This is a genomic window from Sphingomonas sp. Sph1(2015), assembly GCF_001970915.1.
Taxonomy (GTDB): Bacteria; Pseudomonadota; Alphaproteobacteria; order Sphingomonadales; family Sphingomonadaceae; genus Sphingomonas; species Sphingomonas parapaucimobilis.
The window spans coordinates 19,388-35,902 of the sequence record NZ_MQUI01000005.1 but is presented as its reverse complement, the minus strand read 5'-3'; the positions used below and the strand labels follow the sequence as shown (position 1 = coordinate 35,902).

Below are 16,515 nucleotides of genomic sequence, written 5' to 3'. Positions count from 1 at the left end.
CAACCGGTCTGCTTCGGCAGGCGAGACGATGCCGATCGGCCCATTGGGGCAGTGATGGACATGTCGAAGAGCCGCAAGCCCGGCTCCGGCGTTTCAACACACTGACGAAGCGTTCTCTTCTCCGTTCGAGCGATGCGCCGGCCGCCTCATCCCGAACATGACCAATGTGAGGACTGCCATGACCCAAGACAGACGCACCGATCACGCGTCCCGCGACGACGGCATCGCCGTCAACACGTATACGACAGTCTCGAAGCGGCCGCAGGTGCCTCACGAGGTATTCGCGACCTACTGGCGCGACGTGCACGGGCCTCTCTGCTCACGGGTCCCGGGCTTGGCCTGGTACGTCCAGTACCATCTCGATCGCGAGCAGGACGCGCACCTGTGGCCGAGACAGGAAGGAGTGCTGCCTTTCCCCGACTACGTGCTTGATGGAGGAGTGGAGATCGGGTTCGCCGACGCTGCCGATCAGGCCGTCTTCAACGAGGCGTCATCCGTATTGTTCTCCGACGAACAGAACGTGTTCGCCGCTACGGTCGCCTACTCGCTTCCACGAGGATCGCAGACGCTGATCGACAGGATCGCCGACCCCATCCCCAACGGCAATGACGCCTTCGACCGGATGCACGTCCATTTCGGACCGGGTGACAAGGATCCGAAAGGATTTGCCGCGTTCATGGCGGAATTCGCCGCAAGGCTTGCTGCTGATCCGGCACTGCTGCGCGTCCGACTGCATGTGCCCGAAGCGTATGACAACGCCGATCCCGCACCGCCAGCGCCGGACGTGGCGCACACCGTTCCCTCGGAACGGGAGCGCCTGGTGGTTCTGGATCTGACCTTCGCCACACCGCTGGCACGGCGGAGCTTCTTCGCATCCGACGGCTTCCATCACACAATCGACGGACAGAGGGAGCATATCGGCCACGTCACCGCCTTTGCGGTAAGCGGCATGTACACCTACGTACGGGACAAGAAGCTGACATTGGCCGGCTTGAGAGGCAGTCGCGCCGCGCAGCTCATCGAACGGCTGGGCGCCGTCAACCAGACCTCTGACGACGTTCGGCACCTGTTGCTGACCGGCAGGCTGGACTAGGAGCGGCGTCGGCGGTGCTTCCAGACGAGAACCTTCGCCGACGCTCCACGCCCCTCCTCGCGGCCTCATCGACTTAAATTCCAGCCGCTGGTCGACCGGACCGATCTCCCGGTCGCTCGTAGCGCCGTTCCCCCCGAACCGGGGGCGACCGTGGATGCGGTCGTCCCGTCCGGACGCCTTCGGCGGATGGAATCCGCACCTCATGGCATGGCCACTACCGATACCGAACTGTGGAACCGGTCCATCTTCGTCGATGGGTGAAGTCATCCATGTCGTGCGGCCACTACGACAATGGATGACGTTGCCGAAATAGCCGCCTATGATGCTCGCAGCCGTGCCGAGCCTCCATGCCCTTGCCAATCCTGCGCGTTTCCTCGCCCTTGCACGTCCCGTCACGCCGTTGCTGCTGTGGGCCGGCGTCGTACTGCTTGCGATCGGCGGCTGGGGGGGACTGACGCAGACGCCGCCCGACTATCTGCAGGGCGAGAGCGTCCGCATTCTCTACATCCACGTCCCCTCGGCGTGGCTCGGCATGGGCGGCTGGAGCGGGCTGGCGATCAGCAGCATCGCGTTCCTCGTCTGGCGCCACCCGCTCGCCAACGTCGCAGCGCGGGCGATCGCGCTGCCCGGCGCAGTGTTCGCAGCGGTCTGCCTGATCACTGGCTCGATCTGGGGGCGCCCAACCTGGGGGACGTGGTGGCAATGGGACGGGCGGCTGACTTCGATGCTGCTGCTGTTCTTCGTCTACTGCGGCTACATGGCCCTTGCCCGCGCCGATGCGGAGCGCGGCGGCGACGGCCGCATTCCAGCAATCTACGGCATAGGCGGCACTGCGCTGCTGCCGATCATCCGCTATTCAGTGATCTGGTGGAACACGCTTCATCAGGGACCCTCGATTGGCCTGACCAAGTCGAGCATCGCCGGCAGCATCCTGTGGCCTCTGGGCTTCACCATGACCGGCTTTACGCTGCTTTTCGCGGCGATAGTACTGATGCGGATGCGGACGACGCTCGCCCGGCTCAAGGCAGAAGCACAACTGAGGCGGATGGCGCGGCCGTGAACGCCTGGCCGTTCGTCATCGCCGCATATTCGATCGCGCTCGGCGCCGCCGCGGTGCTGACACTGCTCAGCTACGTCGCCATGAAGCGCACAGAGAGATGAAGGCCAAACATCAACGACTGACGCTGGCACTGCTAGGCGTCGCTGCTGTGGTCGCCGCGGCGCTGCTCGCCATGTCGGCGCTGAAGGACCAGGCGTCGTTCTTCTATGCGCCCTCCGATGTACGGAAACTGGGCCTGCCCCTTGGCCGCGCCGTCCGCCTCGGCGGCATGGTCCAGGCCGGCTCCGTCCGGCGCGGGGCGGATGGCGTCACGGTCCACTTCGTCGTTGGCGACGGCATCGCGACCACCCCGGTGACCTTTGCCGGCATCACCCCGGACCTGTTCCGCGAACGCTCCGGCGTTGTGGCCGAGGGTCAGTTCAACGGCGACGGCAGCTTCACCGCGACCAACCTGCTCGCCAAGCACGACGAGAAGTACATGCCCCCCGAAGTGGCGGGCAAGATGCACGAAACCAAGACCCTCGAGCCATGATCGTCGAAGGGGGCTTGCCGCGCCGTGGTTCACCGCTGCGCTCGCGCGCTGCAACCGCCGATTGCGGTGCTCGGCCTCGCCTGCGATCACGCCGAGCCGATCGCCGCGGTGCGGCTGATCGCGATCGTGCAGCGCGCTGGCGCGTGAGGCCTCCGACACGCGAACCCAGCTGAAAGCCAACTTCGAAGGGAAGCTGAGCCAGCGCATTGCGGGCAACGAACGGCCCGCCTAGGCCGGGCCGATGAACTACATCTACCTCGCGGTCGCGATCATCGGCGAAGTGATCGCCACGTCGTTCCTGAAGCAGTCGGAGGGGTTCACGCGTCCCGTACCGACCATCGTCATGACCGTAGGCTATCTCGTAACCTTCTACTCCCTGTCGCTTGCGCTGCGCACCATTCCCACGGGAGTCGCATACGCCATCTGGTCGGGAGTGGGCATCGTACTGGTCGCCACGATCGCGTGGATCGTCCAAGGACAGAAGCTGGACGCGGGGGCCATCGCAGGCATGGCCCTGATCGTCTGCGGCGTCGTCGTGATGAACGTGTTCTCAGCGACTAACGGACACTGATGCCACGTCAACGGCTGGTCGGCCCAAGCCACTCGCATCGGAGGCTCTGGCTGCTTCGGCATGCATGGCGATGTACGGTGAGTGGCCGCCATCTGACGGCACCATTTGCCTTCGTAGCGTCAAGCCGTTTCTTGGTGAACGCTAAACGGGCGGGAGCGCGAGGCTTCCTGAAACACGTATTTGGCGAGGAACCGTATGCCGGCGCGATTACCGAGTCCGCGATCTGGTGTACAGTCATAGCGCCATTCCCCCCGAACCGACGGTGGCCGCGGTCGATGGGTCGTCCCAATCGGATGCCTTTGGCGGGTGGAAGCCGCACCTCATTGCACGACCACCACCGATACCGGACCGTGAAGACGGTCCATCTTCGTCGAGGGGCAAAGTCATCCATGTTGTGCGGCTACTACGAGATGGCTGACGTTGCCGAGAAAGCCGCCTATCATGCTTGCAGCCGTGCCAAGTCTCCACGCCCTTGCCAATCCTGCGCATTCCCTCGCCCTTGCACGTCCCGTCACGCCGTTGCTGCTGTGGACCGGCGTCGTACTGCTTGCGATCGGCTGCTGGACGGGACTGACGCAGACGCCGCCCGATTATCTACAGGGCGACAGCGTCCGCATCCTCTACGTCCATGTGCCTGCGGCGTGGCTCGGCATGGGCGGGTGGAGCGGACTGGCGGCGAGCAGCATCGCCTTTCTCATCTGGCGCCACCCGCTCGCCGCGGTCGCCGCGTGGGCGATCGCGCTGCCGGGGGCGGTGTTCGCTGCGGTGTGCCTCGTCACCGGCTCCATCTGGGGACGGCCGACCTGGGGGACGTGGTGGCAGTGGGACGGGCGGCTGACCTCGATGCTGCTGCTGTTCTTCGTCTATTGCGGCTATATGGCGCTTGCCCGCGCCGATGACGAGCGGGGCGACGACGGGAGGATCCCGGCACTCTACGGCATCGCCGGCACCGCGCTGTTGCCGATCATCCGCTATTCGGTGATCTGGTGGAATACGCTTCATCAGGGACCCTCGATCAGCCTGACCAAGTCTAGCATCGCCGGCAGCATCCTGTGGCCTCTGGGGTTCACCCTGACCGGCTTCACGCTGCTTTTCGCGGCAATAGTGCGGATGCGGATGCGGACGACGCTCGCGCGACTCAAGGCGGAAGCACGACTGAAGCGGATGGTGCAGCCGTGAACGCCTGGCCGTTCGTCATCGCTGCATATGCGATCGCGCTCGGCGCCGCCGCAGTACTGACGCTGCTCAGCTACGTCGCTATGAAGCGCACCGAGAGATGAAGGCCAAATATCAAAGATTGATTCTGGCACTGCTAGGCATAGCTGCTGTTGCCGCCGCGGCGCTGCTCGCCATGTCGGCGCTGAAGAACCAAGGGTCGTTCATCTATGCGCCCTCCGATGTACGAAAACAGGGACGGCCCCTCGGGCGCGCCGTCCGCCCCGGCGGCATGGTCCCGGCCGACTCCATCCGGCGCGGAGCGGATCGCGTCACCGTCCACTTCGTCGTCGGCGACGGCATCGCGACCACCCCGGTGACTTACGCCGGCATTGTCCCTGACCTGTTTTAAGAACGCTCCGGCGTAGTAGCCGAGGGCCAGCTCGTGTTGCAATATAAGGATTGTAGCTAATTGCCGGCTTCCTCCGCCGCGCGTAAAAGTAGTCATCTATTAACACTATAGAAGGGAGTAACTGATGAGGCCGACCACATGGTTGCCGTGCATGGCACTCCTCCTCACTGCTGCTGGTGACGACGGGACTATCTGCCGCAACGTGACAGGTGATCGCGACGGGCTGTTTCACACCTTCTGGCACGACAGGGGCGAAGGTTGTCTTACACTCGCCTCAAACGGCAGCTACCAGGTGGAATGGGCGCTCGAGTCACAAGACAACTTAGTCGCAGGTCGCGGCTGGCGCCGAGGCTCTGCCGATCGCATTGTCGGCTACCGTGCCGGGCGTTTCAACCCTGGCTCGAACGGCTACCTGACCTTATATGGCTGGTCGAAAAGTCCCCTGGTCGAGTATTACGTGGTGGACAATTGGGGCGATTTTACACCTCCTGGCCCGAGCGCGGTGCCGCTAGGTACCGTGCAAAGCGACGGTGGCACATACCGCATCTACCGCATGCGCCGGATCGAGCAGCCCTCGATCTCGGGCACCGCCTCCTTCGATCAGTATTGGAGCGTCCGCACCGAACGCCGCCCGATCAGGCGCGACAGCATCATCACGTTGGCCAATCATGTCGCTGCTTGGCGACGGGCGGGGATGACGCTGGGCTCACTCGATTATCAGGTGTTGGCGACAGAGGGTTTCGGCAGCACCGGCGCGTCAGCGGTAAGGCTATGGGACCAGCGGGGTCATGCGCCACGTTGACGACCTTCAATTTGACTTGTCGTCTGGCCTGACCGCCCCGGAGGTGGATGCGAGTAGACCGATGTCGGTCACTGCATTTGTAACGTGCTGCTCGGCGATCAACTTGTGCTTCGCATCGACCGCCAACTGTGCGTTGTAGCCGACCGTGGTTCTGACCTGTCACCATTGCACTTGCACCGGGTTCCTTTAGCAAAAATTTGGCTTTCGCCGCTGGCGGTCAGCTGCTCCAGCATCGCCGCTTGCACCTGTCGCTGCTCACGCACCTTTGCGATCTTCGCCGCCACCGTCTCGCAGTGACCGGGCCATCTGCTATCCTCGCCGCGGTCGATGGCGTTCGGTTCGGTCAGGTATCCCTCGATCCGCTCGTCGGCCACCGCCATGTATCTGGTCAGCTTGTCGCGAGAGAAATTGCGTTCCGAATTGTTCACTGCTGTGAGCCGGGTGCCATCCACCGCCAGCAACTCGCGCCCGAACAGGTCCAGCTTGCGGCACAGGACGACGAAGGCGCGGAACACCGCCTTGAATGCACCCCGGTTGCTGCAACGGAAGTCGGCAAAAGTCTTGTAGTCCGGCTGCAACCCGCGAGGTAGCCGGATTAGTTCGAGAATGTCGCCTCGACCTCACCCGATTGAGGTAGCCTTACAGGTACGGCTTTATCATACCTCACGAGGACAGATGACTCTGACAGCCAACGGCCTTCGCCCCCCATCAGAGTTTCTTCCCAGCAGTGAGGCAAGCCACGGCGCAATTATAAAAGGCAAAATGCCGGACTACATATCAAGCCCTCTGAAGCGCTGCCGCTGCTCGGCATGCCGATTATGGGCCTCCCCATGGACGCGGAAGGATTACGTCCCTATGTTGGATGTGTGGCCACTGTTCTGACCCCTCGTGAACAGCAAGAGACTGCCTCGATCGCGTGGCAGCTCGGCGGTTACGACGACATGTTACGCCTTGAGCGGGAGCTGAAAGCTATGAAGGCTGCGGGCAAGCGCCCTAAGATGGTCATTGATCAGGCAACCGGTAAGCGGAAATTGATCGAGGCCTGAGCTTTGTTCTCACTGACGCTGGCCGTTGTCACCGGCGTTGCGATCCTTCTCCCTGGCTTTTTCGCGATCCTGCTCTGGAATACGCGCGCCCGTCGATACGCCGTTGCGCGCCCGGATTTGCCGGTAAACGCCTTAAGCGTGTTGGCCATCGGGGTTGCCGTTTCCCTAATCGCGCATCTCCTGACCGGGCTCGCTATTGGTTTGGTGCAATCGCTTTTGGTCGACGTGAGCCGCTTTCTGCCGGCACTGTATCGAACCCCTGCGGTCAATCCGATCGGCACGTTGCTGATCATCGCCCAAGGTGGACCTAAGGCGGCCGCCCTAGGCGGCAATGATCTGGTACTTGGAATCTGCGCACCGATTTTCTCGACATTGGCGATCATCATGCTGATGGCAGACGATGCGCTCGATGTCGCGACCGAAGGGTGGGACTTCGGTGGCCATGGCTGGGCCTACACGCACATCATCAAGCCGACGCAGCACGGTCACCGTCCGATAGCATATGTGCTGACCGATCTCCAGCATGATGGGTTGGGGGTTGGCTATCGCGGCGTGGTCGCCGACATCCGTCAAAGCAGCGATGGCCAGACGCAGAGCATCAGCCTTGCATCTCCTGCTCGTTTTCTCTTCGAACTAAAGCCCGGCACGTCGCGGCGTTGGGCGCCATCCAGCGAGCCTGCGCTAGTTCGCTACACAGAACGCCCTGTAGGGGGCATTATCAGCCTCGATCAGAAGGTCATTCACGACATCGTGGTCTCGGCCCCTGCCACGGATTTGCTGCGCGAGTTGCGCGACCTTGATACGCAGCGCCAGCATGGGTGACTTCCTGATCTTCACGGCCTCTAGGGTGCTGGTATGGATCGTGTTTATCGGCAGCATGGTGTTGACCGGTTTGTCGGTTGCGCTCGCGGCATGGGCTATCGCAGGCCCGTGGTGGCCGACGACGCTGGTTCAGAACGGCTTTCGCCGTCGCCGTTCCTGCTGGGCGCTGGGTCAGGCATTCGCTGTCGCTACTATTCCTATCCTGCTGCTGGGCGACTACGGCATCGACGTCGGGACCTTGATCTTCCTGGTTTTCGCTCCGCGATACGTCAACTGGCGGGTTCGCTGCGGTGCCTGGCTCGATGACAACGAGGCGACCCGCACCGCTGCCCGCACAATCCGCAACCGCCTGCGCGATCGACAGGAAGAAGCCGCATTGCCGCCAGATGCTGGCCCATGGCCTGAGTATGTGAACGACGTGGTTCGTTCCGCTCGGGACCAGCTGTACACACCACCGGAGACGGTAGTGCCACCCGAAGCTCTTCCAAACTGATGTAAGAAACGTAGCGGCGTTGGTCGACGTTTGTCCGTAGTCAGACGCGACTAGTTAAGCCCAAGCTTGGCAAAAAAGGCCTCATTTCTCAGCCGGGCGTCATGGAGCAGCTTGTTATAGGGCAGAACTTCAACGACGGCGTTGTGGATCGGCGAGAAACCGAAATACCCCTCCCCGTCCGCGCTTTTATTTTGCGCGATCGACATAGAGACAACCTCGACCAGCTTCGGGGTAAAATCCGCCACGACAAAGCAGATGAACCTAGTGCTGGCCGGAATCGGCTTACGGAACTTGCCGGTGCGATCTTTGAATGCGCCCCCATTCCGCATGATGTTCACATATTCCAGCACTTGTGTCACCGGATTGTCGGCAGGGCCATAGCTCGTGCGGCCAGGCCGCTTGAACTCGACAATGACGATCGGCTCGTCGGTCCCCTCGCGGTCGAACGCCAATGAGCGATCGAACACCATTGCAACGTCAGGTTCACGCGTACTCGTGCTCTCCGTCAGGAAGGTACTGAACGGCTTGTCGGACTTGAGGTACGAATAGAAGGCCAGCCGGTCATCGAGTATCCACAAGTTATGGTCTTCGTAGTCGAGCGCTTCGCCGTCAGAGCGGATCGGGATGATGAGATCGTGGACGATCTCCTCGCGTAAATAGTTCCGCTGTTCCGGATCGACGTACGCCAAAGAGCTGTCGAGGAGATCCAGGATCTCCTTACGCTTGACGACGTATTCCGCCAGCGACGCCTTCTTATCGGAATTGATTGCGCTGGCCACCTTCTGCACCCGGTCATCCACCTCGCTAGCGTTGCCGGCAGATAGTGCTTTGATCTCGCGCTTTGTTTCGCGCTGCTTACGCCGGCGTTGGCGCGCCAACTCAATGTAAATATCCTCTTCGGATTTCGCATTGAGCGAGAGGTGCTCCTCGACAAAACCGGGAATATTACTGGCAACGCTCAGAAATTGCGGATTCTCCCTCACAACGCGCAGCGTTATACTGGCCTGCTTGGTGCGCACCTGTTCGATGTAGGGCGCCAGATGTCGTTTAGCGGCATCGACCGCCGCTTGATGCAGGCTGCGGTAATCGTCTTCACGGAAGGTGAAGTTGGTGCGCTCTTGGTTGACGTGGCCGTTCAAATAGTCGCCAGACACCAGGCCGATATAGACTGATTCACCATTTTCCCCGATGTAGCCAAGCCCTAGTTGGTTATCGATCTTCTCGTCCCGAACAACGCGCCCGTCACCGACGTAGAGGTTCCAGTGCTTGCCGCCATCGTGCAGGCGAAGCCCCTTGTTGAGCAGGATGTGGTACATATCGACAAAGATCGGTTCCTCCCCGGGCTCAAGGGCGACCTTCAATGTCTCTGGCGTGTCAGACTCCACAGCACCGCTATAGAAATCGAGCAGGCTGATGCGCTCGGCGCGATCCACAAGCGTGAACGACGGCACTTCATAACTGGCAAAGTTGCGCAGGAAGTGACCGATGATGTGGGCCGCGATCGTGTCGGCCTTGCGCGGGCAATGCGCGCTATAGGATTGAACGTACGGCTCGAGCCTGACTTTCGTGCCCACCGTCGGACTCGACCCCGCCGGCCGCAGCTCATGGCCAATCAGCGGGCTGGTGTCATTCTGGGCAACCGCGAAGTCGAAGGAGCGGTGCAGCGTTGCACCGCCTTCGGTGAAGCTGCTGTTGACGTGCGTATTCTGAAACACCTTCAGCCAGGACAGTCGACCGACGCCTTTACCGCCGCGGCTGATCTTGCTGGCGGTGTCCGCCGTGCGGAATGCCCGCCAGTTGTCGATGTTCAGCCCGATCCCGTTGTCCTCGATCAGGAAACCGGTAACCGGTGGGTTCTCGTCGTCGGAGGTGCTGCGCAGGATCGTCACCGTGATGACCCCCTTGGCTGCCGCCTCGCGATCCCACCTGGCTTCGATGGCATGGAACGCGTTGGCGATCGCCTCGAATAAGGGGAACAGCGCGTTCAGCGGTGATGGTGCGAACCCAAGATTGCGGACGCGCCCGGCCAGGCTGAACTGGAAGTCATCAGATGTGTCGGTCTTCACAGCGCCCCCTTCTAACGATGCCTATGCGACATCCTCTCCAACGCCAACCCAGACCGTCAGGCAAACCCTTCGCCCGCATGGTTCCGGAACGCCTCCTGATCACGAACATATTCGCTGAGCATCTCGAGCGACTTATGCCGGCTGTGTTCTTTCATTTTGAACAAATTGGCACCATGCCGGCCTGCCTCTGTCAAAAAGCCTGCCCGTAAGGAGTGGCCTGAGAACAGCGTCGGATCATAGCCGGCCGCCGCTGCCCGCGCCTTGACCACCAGAGCCACGGTTTGCGGCCCGAGCGGTTTGGTGGTCAGGCGGCCGTGCGGCGTGAGCCGTCGGAACACCGGGCCTTCGGTGATGCCGGCTGCGTCCAACCAGGCGCGATAGTGGCGCACAGGCTCCATGCGCCGGCCGTCGAGGACCGCGACAGTCTGCCCCCTGCCCTCCTGATCCCCTTTCGAAAAGGGGATGGTGACCAGCAGCCCTCGCGGGTCCTCGGCGACATCGCCAACCTCGATCGCGACAAGCTCGGAGCGCCGGAATGCGCCCATCATGCCGATGCTCAGCAAGGCGCGATCCCGGTAGTCGATGAGGGTCGAGCCGGTGATATGGCGCACCATGTCGCGCAGAACGTCGCTGTCCGCTGGCCGCTTCTTGGCTGGGCGATCGCTACGTTTTGCGTTGCGAATGCCCCGCATGACCCGATCGAGCGCGGCAGCACCGGCTTGCGTCGTCGGCGGTTCCAACTCGGCCGCACGATGTGCAAACACGATCGCGGCGAGCCGACGCCCGATCGATGACTTGGATAACGGTCGCCCTTTGGAATACGCGCTACCGTCGCTCGCAAGTTCGCTCAGGAATGCCGCGGTGACGATGGGCGACGCGGGAAGCGCCGGGTAGCCGCGCGCGTCGCACCATGTGGTGAACAGCCGCCAGTCCGATCGATAGGCGCGCAAGGTTGCATCGGCCGACGCACGGCTGAGGAAATGGTCGACGCGGTCGCGGTCCCCCCGATCCAGCTCGGGGGATAGCAAGGTGCGCGAAGGCGGCTGCCCGAGGATTAGGTCCGCAGAGACGACAGCGCGGCTTCCTTGTGCGTAAGCGTCGTCGCGGTCATCATCGCCGGTCATACCGGACCATCACGCGCAGGGTCGTAGATTGTCATGTCCTGGTGCCATGACACTGTGCCGTCGTGACGCAGCCAATGACCAAGCGGTCGCTGACGGCCGCCATCTCCAAAGGGAAAGGTGCCGGATGTCTGCTCAAAGATGGAAACACTGGTCCAGCTTATGAGATGCGCAGCGGTTATCGCCCGCTCACCAAACGCGATGGCATGGTCATCGTCGTCCTCGCGCTGATGATGCATCAGGAATTCCGGCCGCGATCGTCCGCTTGGCCGACTGAAGATAAAGTCATAGCCATAAACGGCGTCACCCTGTCCATCGTTCACCGGACCGTTGATCGCGAGGTGTTCATCCTGTTTATCATCGCAGGTCAGGCAACGGCCAGCGGCGATAACATTGCCGACGCACTCAGGGTACACACAGTCGCTACGATCAACGGTCGTCGTGGTGGCACAGACGACGCAGTGTAGTTCCGTCTCCCCCGGTTCTTTACGCCTGAACTGCGCGAGTTTGGGCAGATTGATCGCGTAATCGGGCGGCGTCGCCTCGAAGCAGGCGGGGCACAGATAGGCGCGCTGCCTGGGGTCGTACCCGAAGAGGGCGATGGCTTCTGCCGGTGAGAGGAAGCCGATCGCGCACGCCACCTGCCCGACGACTGCGCTATAAACGTGATCATCCAGACCGAAGATCGCAAACTTGCTCGCCCCTTCCACGGCGTACAAGCGATCGACCCATGATTTCTCGGCAAAGAGCGCGTTGGCTGCCAGCAGGATGGTGCGGATCACCTTGCCTGCGGTGAAGGTCACGCTCGGGGCAGAATGCATGATCTGATTGCGATCCTTGCGGACCGCCGTCCAGAAGCTGTTGAACGCGGGCTCGAGTGCCGGCGCCACGACGCTATTATGCACGGCCACGAGCTTCGACGCCTCAAGGCTCGGCAATTCGCCAAAGGACGCCGATCCTTTGGCACCCTTTGGTGCCCACTCACCGGGATCACCAAGCAGCAGGTACGGCGACACGCGCGCGATCCGTCCCTTGAGCCCGAGTTCCATGCCCTGCTGGATCAGGCTGTAGGCGTTGGCGAGCGCCGGCTGCACGCTTTGCCAATATTCATCAGCCGCCTCGGCGTCGCCGCCAGCACCGATGCCAACCTGCAACGCTTGTTGCGCATCCATCGTGATCGTCCACGCCAGATGCAGCAGATTGACGCCTGCATCATGGAAATCATCTGGCGTTGGCACGTCCTTGATCACTGTTTCGGCTCCGTCACGAGCGCCTTTTGTGCTGAGTGGTGTTGCTAGCAGGAATCAGGCTTATCGCTAGTAACTATTGTGGCTGGTGGGTTGGATAGCGACACGCACATGCCCCTCGCCCTTTACCGACTGTCAGGCCATACGTGGCTTTCCATACCATATCATGCGGATGCTGTCATATGACGCTACAGGTCAACATTACACCGAATGGGCGCATGAGCCTGCCAGTGGGCATTCGCAAGCGTCTGGGGCTTGAGAATGGCGGCGCGGTTCTGGTCGAAGAAACGCCTGACGGCGTTATCCTCCGCACGGTCGAACAGGCTGTGGCCAAGGCGCAAGGAATTGCCAAACGCTATGTCCAGCAGCCCGGCGCGTCGGTCGATGACTTTCTGGCGGCCCGGCGTGAGGAGAGCGGCGAATGACCCATGTCGTTCTCGATGCCTCAGCGATCCTCGCCCTGCTAAGAGGCGAGCGCGGGGCCAGCAAGGTTGCCGGCGTAATCGCCAATGCTTCCGTATGTGCGATCAATCACGCTGAGGTCGTCAGCCACTTCGTTGAACTCGGCGCGCCACTTGACGAGGTTCGCGCCATGCTGGGCGCCCTTCCCTATAGCGTTGTCGCGGTCGACGACGCGCTGGCTTGGGAGGCGGGCAGCTTACGGGCGGAGACCGCGTCAGCCGGACTGTCGCTGGGTGATCGCTTTTGCCTCGCGCTGGCGAGGCAGCTCGGCGTCTCAGCCTATACCGCCGACAAGACATGGAAAGACATCGCGAGCGATGCCGGTGCCAAGGTCGTGGTAATTCGCTGACCGATAGGGATGCGGCGTGTATCGCCGCATCCCCACAACTCGTTTACTTGGCAGGCAGACGACGACGTTTGGGCGTGCCCACAGTCTGCGATCCTTGCTCGAGGACCGCCGCTGAATCGATTGATCGAGGCGCGAAGCTCAGCACCGGTAATGGCTGCATCATAAGCCCGGCTTGCCCGGTCAGCATCGCGACCAGGCTGCGGAAATAGGGATACGTCGCGACCTTGCCGACCCGCTCGATAAAAAGCTCGCATGCACCTTCGTCACAAGCGCCTTGGATACGATAACTGGCGAGATAGGTCGCACCGATCGACAGAACGCGCTTGCGACCGTAGCGGCAAACGACCTTGAAGCTGAAAACGCCATAAAGCGAGCCGTTCTCATGTTCGAGGAAACTGTCGAGCACGCCCGCAACGACATTGTTGCGCCATGCGTCAGGATCGAGATCCAGCGCCTCGGGCTTCATATCGAATTCGCTCGTGGTCATACGAATGCTGCGCAGGTGCGCGCGTGCAACCAGGCTATTGTAGACGCTGGGGTCCATGCTTGCGGCATCTTGGGGCAAGGTCTGGATCCTAACCCGCAACCGCAAACCGGCGAGGGCGTCGGGTATCAGCTTCTTCAGCCCGCGCCCAACGATCCACCAAACGGCCGCGATCTGGCGACGCCACGGCAGTGTCATCATGCGTTACGATGATGTTTGAGCCAATCTGAATATCGTTGATGAGCCCCGAAACCGTCCAGTGCTGATCACTGTCCGCAGCGTCACCTCGCGCAAGAGCAACCATATTTTCTAGCTGACATTGTGTCGTGAGGACAGGACTCTGACCTAAATGATAAAATATCTTTGCGATGGTTCGAATAGTCAGGTTTTTGGCCTGCTCGCCAAACATCTGACTGACTCTCGCCTCAGAGACATTCAATCGCTTCGATAAATCACGAGCACGAAGGCCTTTTTCGTTCATTACGCGCTGTATTTCCGACTGAACCGCAACAATGAATTCCGCTTCTGCGAGTTCGACGGCAAGCGTGTCGGCATCGCACGTTACCGCGCTGCCTGCCATTATGCCCGCTCCTATTTCGGTCATCGTTCACGCTCCTTCTGTACAACTATCTCGAGGGGCAGCATCGCTTGCAGCGCCGCGACTGGCTGGAGAACCGGATCCACCGCGCGGGCAATACGCACCTCTGTTACGAAAAATGTCTGACGCGCCTCGTCAGTGCCACGACGACCGACCACCTGAATGTCGGTCGCGATAAACTCCTCCAGACGACCATGCTGGTCACCCGCTACGCGTCGAAAGGCCTGTTCAGGGAGATGATCACAGCCATTACAGAACCGGCGGAACAGCCCCATCAGCCGTGCGAACACCGTCACAGGTATGGCATGGTGCAACCGCGCCCAGTCACTGGCACGCATCGCGATGCAGCGCCGAGGCCCATCGACCCGCACCTCGGCATGCTCGGCTGGTGATCGCTCGGCTGAGCCCATCTGCACCTCATCACTTAAGGTACGTGTTAAGCTCGAACGCGTCCACTATCATTCTTGTCACGATTGGACGTCTTGAATCTCGATGGCATGCTTAACATATAGCTAAAGCTGGCGCGGCCATTCGGGGACGTGTTCGTGTCAGGGTTCAGGTAGGAAGGACACGACACAATGACGGCTGCCATCACGTTTTACCCGGTCTGCAATGGCGACATGACGCTGCTGCGGTTCGACAACGATCAGACGCTGCTGATCGATATCCACATCCGCAAGGGTGCCGACGACCCGGATGATGACACACCCGACGTCATGAGCCTGCTGCGCGAGCAACTGAAGCGCGACGAGAAGGGCCGGCTCTTCGTCGATGGTTTTCTTAACACCCATCCCGACAAGGACCATATCTGTGGCCTGTCGAAGCACTTCCACCTTGGGCCGCCCGACGACTGGGTCAAGGCCGACGACAAGATCCTGATCCGCGAGGTGTGGTCGTCGCCCATCGTGTTTCGGCGGGCATCGATGACGCACACGCTGTGTGACGATGCCAAGGCCTGGGCAAAAGAAGCCCGGCGCCGGGTAGCGCTGTATCGTACTACCAAGGCGATCGGGATCGAGGGCGATCGTATCCAGATTTTGGGCGAGGACATCAAGGGTAAGACCGATGACATCTTGGGGATCGTCGTAAAGACCGACGATGTCGTGTCCAGCCTCAACCGCGTCACCGCTGGCGCCTTTGAAGCTCGTCTCCTGGCTCCAATGCCGCAAGGCGACGATGAAGAACTGGTGGAGCTGCTGGCGAAAAACCGGTCGTCAGTCATTCTGCGCTTTTCGATCCGCGGGGCCGGGTATGCCGACAAGTGCCGCTTCCTGACTGGCGGAGACGCGGAGGTGGCGATCTGGGAACGCCTGTGGGATAAGCATGGGGCAGCGCATGCCGACTGGCTGAGCTACGATATCCTGCAGGCACCGCACCACTGTTCCTGGCATAGCCTGAGCTATGACAGCTACTCGACCTGGGGAGAGGACGCCGAGGTATGTGAGAGCGCCCGCACCGCGTTGGCGCAAATCCGCAAAGGCGCCGTTATCGTCGCCAGCTGCGAGCATATCGATCCTGAGGATGCCGATCCGCCGAGCGATCGCGCCAAGCGCGAGTACATCTCGATCGTTGAGGGCAAAGATGATCGCTTCCGGTGCGTCACCGATGTTTGGGAGGATGAACAGCAGCCGCTGCGCTACGAGATCGGTGCCAGCGGCATCGTCAAGGCCGTCAAGAATGCCGGCAAGGCGGCAGCAACGGCGTTGGGGATCGGCGCGACGGCGGCACAGGCACGGCCGCACGGCCGCGCCTGATGGCCTCCCCGAGATCAGGATCACCGGGCGATGACATCCTCCGGGTGGCGACATGCCACCCGGAATTCGTCGGTGGCGAAGTCATCGGCGATGATGAGGTTCGCATCGATCTGAGGGTTGAGATGCCCCTCCACTGCCAGGCGGATGGGATCAGCGACACCGGCGTCCGGATCGTTGAGCCCGTTACGCTGCGCATCCCGTCTAAATATCCCTGGCGCTCTCCCCAAGTGCGACTTCGCGCCGACTTTCCGCGCAACTTCCCTCATCTTCACCCGGGCGGCGCTGACGCACCGCCCAGGCCATGCCTTGTCGATGGCGATCAGGATGAATTTTTTCTGCAGTTCGGCTTGGTCGAGTATGGCGTGTTCCATCTCCTCGAACAGGTCGCCGTCTGGCTGCGCAAGGCTGCGGTCAATCATCTGATCGACCCTGTACAAGGCTGGGAGCC

21 protein-coding genes and 1 pseudogene are annotated in these 16,515 nt (G+C 61.4%); 15 read left to right on the top strand and 7 right to left on the bottom strand.

The window, feature by feature from the left end:
* Positions 1–178: 178 nt before the first annotated feature.
* The 8 genes from BSZ14_RS03370 (at position 179) to BSZ14_RS03340 (ending at position 5,625) form a co-directional block, all read left to right on the top strand.
* Positions 179–1,093 carry a hypothetical protein gene (locus tag BSZ14_RS03370; RefSeq protein WP_076709795.1) on the top strand — a complete coding sequence of 305 codons (915 nt, stop codon included), beginning with the start codon at positions 179–181 and terminating at the stop codon, positions 1,091–1,093.
* Between the two features lie 319 nt (positions 1,094–1,412).
* On the top strand, positions 1,413–2,153 hold the full coding sequence (gene ccmC, locus BSZ14_RS03365) for a heme ABC transporter permease CcmC (RefSeq protein WP_241823618.1): 741 nt from the start codon (positions 1,413–1,415) through the stop codon (positions 2,151–2,153).
* Between the two features lie 97 nt (positions 2,154–2,250).
* Positions 2,251–2,685, top strand: coding sequence for a cytochrome c maturation protein CcmE (gene ccmE, locus BSZ14_RS03360; RefSeq protein WP_076709794.1), 435 nt, complete (start codon positions 2,251–2,253; stop codon positions 2,683–2,685).
* Between the two features lie 24 nt (positions 2,686–2,709).
* Positions 2,710–2,832: a hypothetical protein gene (locus BSZ14_RS20150; RefSeq protein WP_274533635.1), complete on the top strand. Its 123-nt coding sequence runs from the start codon at positions 2,710–2,712 to the stop codon at positions 2,830–2,832.
* A gap of 94 nt (positions 2,833–2,926) precedes the next feature.
* The gene (locus BSZ14_RS03355) at positions 2,927–3,256 is read left to right on the top strand and encodes a DMT family transporter (protein ID WP_076709793.1); all 330 of its coding nucleotides are present in this window, start codon (positions 2,927–2,929) and stop codon (positions 3,254–3,256) included.
* 441 nt (positions 3,257–3,697) lie between these two features.
* Complete coding sequence (gene ccmC / locus BSZ14_RS03350) at positions 3,698–4,435, top strand: heme ABC transporter permease CcmC (RefSeq protein ID WP_241823617.1); 738 nt, start codon at positions 3,698–3,700, stop codon at positions 4,433–4,435.
* A 97-nt stretch (positions 4,436–4,532) separates the two neighbouring features.
* On the top strand, positions 4,533–4,823 hold the full coding sequence (locus BSZ14_RS03345; RefSeq protein ID WP_083748070.1) for a cytochrome c maturation protein CcmE domain-containing protein: 291 nt from the start codon (positions 4,533–4,535) through the stop codon (positions 4,821–4,823).
* Between the two features lie 151 nt (positions 4,824–4,974).
* A complete protein-coding gene (locus tag BSZ14_RS03340) occupies positions 4,975–5,625 on the top strand; it encodes a glycoside hydrolase family 11 protein (RefSeq protein WP_198930442.1) in 651 nt (216 codons plus the stop codon).
* A gap of 98 nt (positions 5,626–5,723) precedes the next feature.
* Here BSZ14_RS03340 and BSZ14_RS03335 read toward each other — a convergent pair whose 3' ends face one another.
* Positions 5,724–6,203 carry a hypothetical protein gene (locus tag BSZ14_RS03335; protein WP_076709792.1) on the bottom strand — a complete coding sequence of 160 codons (480 nt, stop codon included), beginning with the start codon at positions 6,201–6,203 and terminating at the stop codon, positions 5,724–5,726.
* A 288-nt stretch (positions 6,204–6,491) separates the two neighbouring features.
* Here BSZ14_RS03335 and BSZ14_RS03330 point away from each other — a divergent pair, with 288 nt between their 5' ends.
* Genes BSZ14_RS03330 through BSZ14_RS03320 form a run of 3 tightly spaced genes read left to right on the top strand, consistent with a single transcriptional unit; the run spans position 6,492 to position 7,986 of the window.
* A complete protein-coding gene (locus tag BSZ14_RS03330) occupies positions 6,492–6,671 on the top strand; it encodes a hypothetical protein (RefSeq protein ID WP_158069161.1) in 180 nt (59 codons plus the stop codon).
* 3 nt (positions 6,672–6,674) lie between these two features.
* Positions 6,675–7,493 carry a hypothetical protein gene (locus BSZ14_RS03325; RefSeq protein ID WP_076709790.1) on the top strand — a complete coding sequence of 273 codons (819 nt, stop codon included), beginning with the start codon at positions 6,675–6,677 and terminating at the stop codon, positions 7,491–7,493.
* Complete coding sequence (locus BSZ14_RS03320) at positions 7,486–7,986, top strand: hypothetical protein (RefSeq protein WP_076709789.1); 501 nt, start codon at positions 7,486–7,488, stop codon at positions 7,984–7,986. The genes BSZ14_RS03325 and BSZ14_RS03320 overlap by 8 nt, the downstream gene beginning before the upstream one ends.
* Before the next feature lie 50 nt (positions 7,987–8,036).
* Here BSZ14_RS03320 and BSZ14_RS03315 read toward each other — a convergent pair whose 3' ends face one another.
* From BSZ14_RS03315 to BSZ14_RS03305, 3 genes are read right to left on the bottom strand one after another with little or no spacing between them, the layout of a single operon-like run.
* On the bottom strand, positions 8,037–10,052 hold the full coding sequence (locus tag BSZ14_RS03315; RefSeq protein ID WP_076709788.1) for an ATP-binding protein: 2,016 nt from the start codon (positions 10,050–10,052) through the stop codon (positions 8,037–8,039).
* Between the two features lie 56 nt (positions 10,053–10,108).
* A complete protein-coding gene (locus tag BSZ14_RS03310) occupies positions 10,109–11,176 on the bottom strand; it encodes a site-specific integrase (protein WP_076709787.1) in 1,068 nt (355 codons plus the stop codon).
* Entirely contained in the window at positions 11,173–12,423 is a 1,251-nt protein-coding gene (locus BSZ14_RS03305) for a hypothetical protein (RefSeq protein ID WP_139330280.1), read from the bottom strand. The genes BSZ14_RS03310 and BSZ14_RS03305 overlap by 4 nt, the downstream gene beginning before the upstream one ends.
* 179 nt (positions 12,424–12,602) lie before the next feature.
* Between BSZ14_RS03305 and BSZ14_RS03300 the strand changes: the two genes are divergently transcribed.
* Together BSZ14_RS03300 and BSZ14_RS03295 are read left to right on the top strand one after the other, a co-directional pair.
* Positions 12,603–12,845: an AbrB/MazE/SpoVT family DNA-binding domain-containing protein gene (locus BSZ14_RS03300; RefSeq protein WP_076709785.1), complete on the top strand. Its 243-nt coding sequence runs from the start codon at positions 12,603–12,605 to the stop codon at positions 12,843–12,845.
* The gene (locus tag BSZ14_RS03295; RefSeq protein ID WP_076709784.1) at positions 12,842–13,231 is read left to right on the top strand and encodes a type II toxin-antitoxin system VapC family toxin; all 390 of its coding nucleotides are present in this window, start codon (positions 12,842–12,844) and stop codon (positions 13,229–13,231) included. Before BSZ14_RS03300 ends, BSZ14_RS03295 begins: the two co-directional genes overlap by 4 nt.
* A gap of 43 nt (positions 13,232–13,274) precedes the next feature.
* On the opposite strand, the gene BSZ14_RS03290 is transcribed toward BSZ14_RS03295, so the two are convergent.
* The 3 genes from BSZ14_RS03290 to BSZ14_RS19205 are packed head-to-tail and all read right to left on the bottom strand — an operon-like array spanning position 13,275 to position 14,723.
* Entirely contained in the window at positions 13,275–13,775 is a 501-nt protein-coding gene (locus BSZ14_RS03290) for a hypothetical protein (protein WP_076709783.1), read from the bottom strand.
* 31 nt (positions 13,776–13,806) lie between these two features.
* Positions 13,807–14,319, bottom strand: coding sequence for a helix-turn-helix domain-containing protein (locus BSZ14_RS03285; RefSeq protein ID WP_083748069.1), 513 nt, complete (start codon positions 14,317–14,319; stop codon positions 13,807–13,809).
* A complete protein-coding gene (locus BSZ14_RS19205; RefSeq protein WP_139330278.1) occupies positions 14,316–14,723 on the bottom strand; it encodes a hypothetical protein in 408 nt (135 codons plus the stop codon). The genes BSZ14_RS03285 and BSZ14_RS19205 overlap by 4 nt, the downstream gene beginning before the upstream one ends.
* Positions 14,724–14,891: 168 nt before the next feature.
* Between BSZ14_RS19205 and BSZ14_RS03275 the strand changes: the two genes are divergently transcribed.
* Both BSZ14_RS03275 and BSZ14_RS20270 read left to right on the top strand, forming a co-directional pair.
* Complete coding sequence (locus BSZ14_RS03275; protein WP_076709780.1) at positions 14,892–16,067, top strand: hypothetical protein; 1,176 nt, start codon at positions 14,892–14,894, stop codon at positions 16,065–16,067.
* Positions 16,067–16,513, top strand: a pseudogene (locus BSZ14_RS20270) (hypothetical protein); the annotation flags it as partial. The gene BSZ14_RS03275 and the pseudogene BSZ14_RS20270, both read left to right, overlap by 1 nt.
* Positions 16,514–16,515 lie beyond the last annotated feature (2 nt).

Coding starts and splice junctions, on each gene's coding strand:
- BSZ14_RS03370 (WP_076709795.1), top strand. CDS start 179: ATGACCCAAGACAGACGCACCGATCACGCGTCCCGCGACGACGGCATC.
- ccmC (WP_241823618.1), top strand. CDS start 1,413: ATGATGCTCGCAGCCGTGCCGAGCCTCCATGCCCTTGCCAATCCTGCG.
- ccmE (WP_076709794.1), top strand. CDS start 2,251: ATGAAGGCCAAACATCAACGACTGACGCTGGCACTGCTAGGCGTCGCT.
- BSZ14_RS03355 (WP_076709793.1), top strand. CDS start 2,927: ATGAACTACATCTACCTCGCGGTCGCGATCATCGGCGAAGTGATCGCC.
- ccmC (WP_241823617.1), top strand. CDS start 3,698: ATGCTTGCAGCCGTGCCAAGTCTCCACGCCCTTGCCAATCCTGCGCAT.
- BSZ14_RS03345 (WP_083748070.1), top strand. CDS start 4,533: ATGAAGGCCAAATATCAAAGATTGATTCTGGCACTGCTAGGCATAGCT.
- BSZ14_RS03340 (WP_198930442.1), top strand. CDS start 4,975: ATGGCACTCCTCCTCACTGCTGCTGGTGACGACGGGACTATCTGCCGC.
- BSZ14_RS03320 (WP_076709789.1), top strand. CDS start 7,486: ATGGGTGACTTCCTGATCTTCACGGCCTCTAGGGTGCTGGTATGGATC.
- BSZ14_RS03310 (WP_076709787.1), bottom strand. CDS start 11,176: ATGACCGGCGATGATGACCGCGACGACGCTTACGCACAAGGAAGCCGC.
- BSZ14_RS03300 (WP_076709785.1), top strand. CDS start 12,603: ATGACGCTACAGGTCAACATTACACCGAATGGGCGCATGAGCCTGCCA.
- BSZ14_RS03295 (WP_076709784.1), top strand. CDS start 12,842: ATGACCCATGTCGTTCTCGATGCCTCAGCGATCCTCGCCCTGCTAAGA.
- BSZ14_RS03290 (WP_076709783.1), bottom strand. CDS start 13,775: ATGGACCCCAGCGTCTACAATAGCCTGGTTGCACGCGCGCACCTGCGC.
- BSZ14_RS03285 (WP_083748069.1), bottom strand. CDS start 14,319: ATGACCGAAATAGGAGCGGGCATAATGGCAGGCAGCGCGGTAACGTGC.
- BSZ14_RS19205 (WP_139330278.1), bottom strand. CDS start 14,723: ATGGGCTCAGCCGAGCGATCACCAGCCGAGCATGCCGAGGTGCGGGTC.
- BSZ14_RS03275 (WP_076709780.1), top strand. CDS start 14,892: ATGACGGCTGCCATCACGTTTTACCCGGTCTGCAATGGCGACATGACG.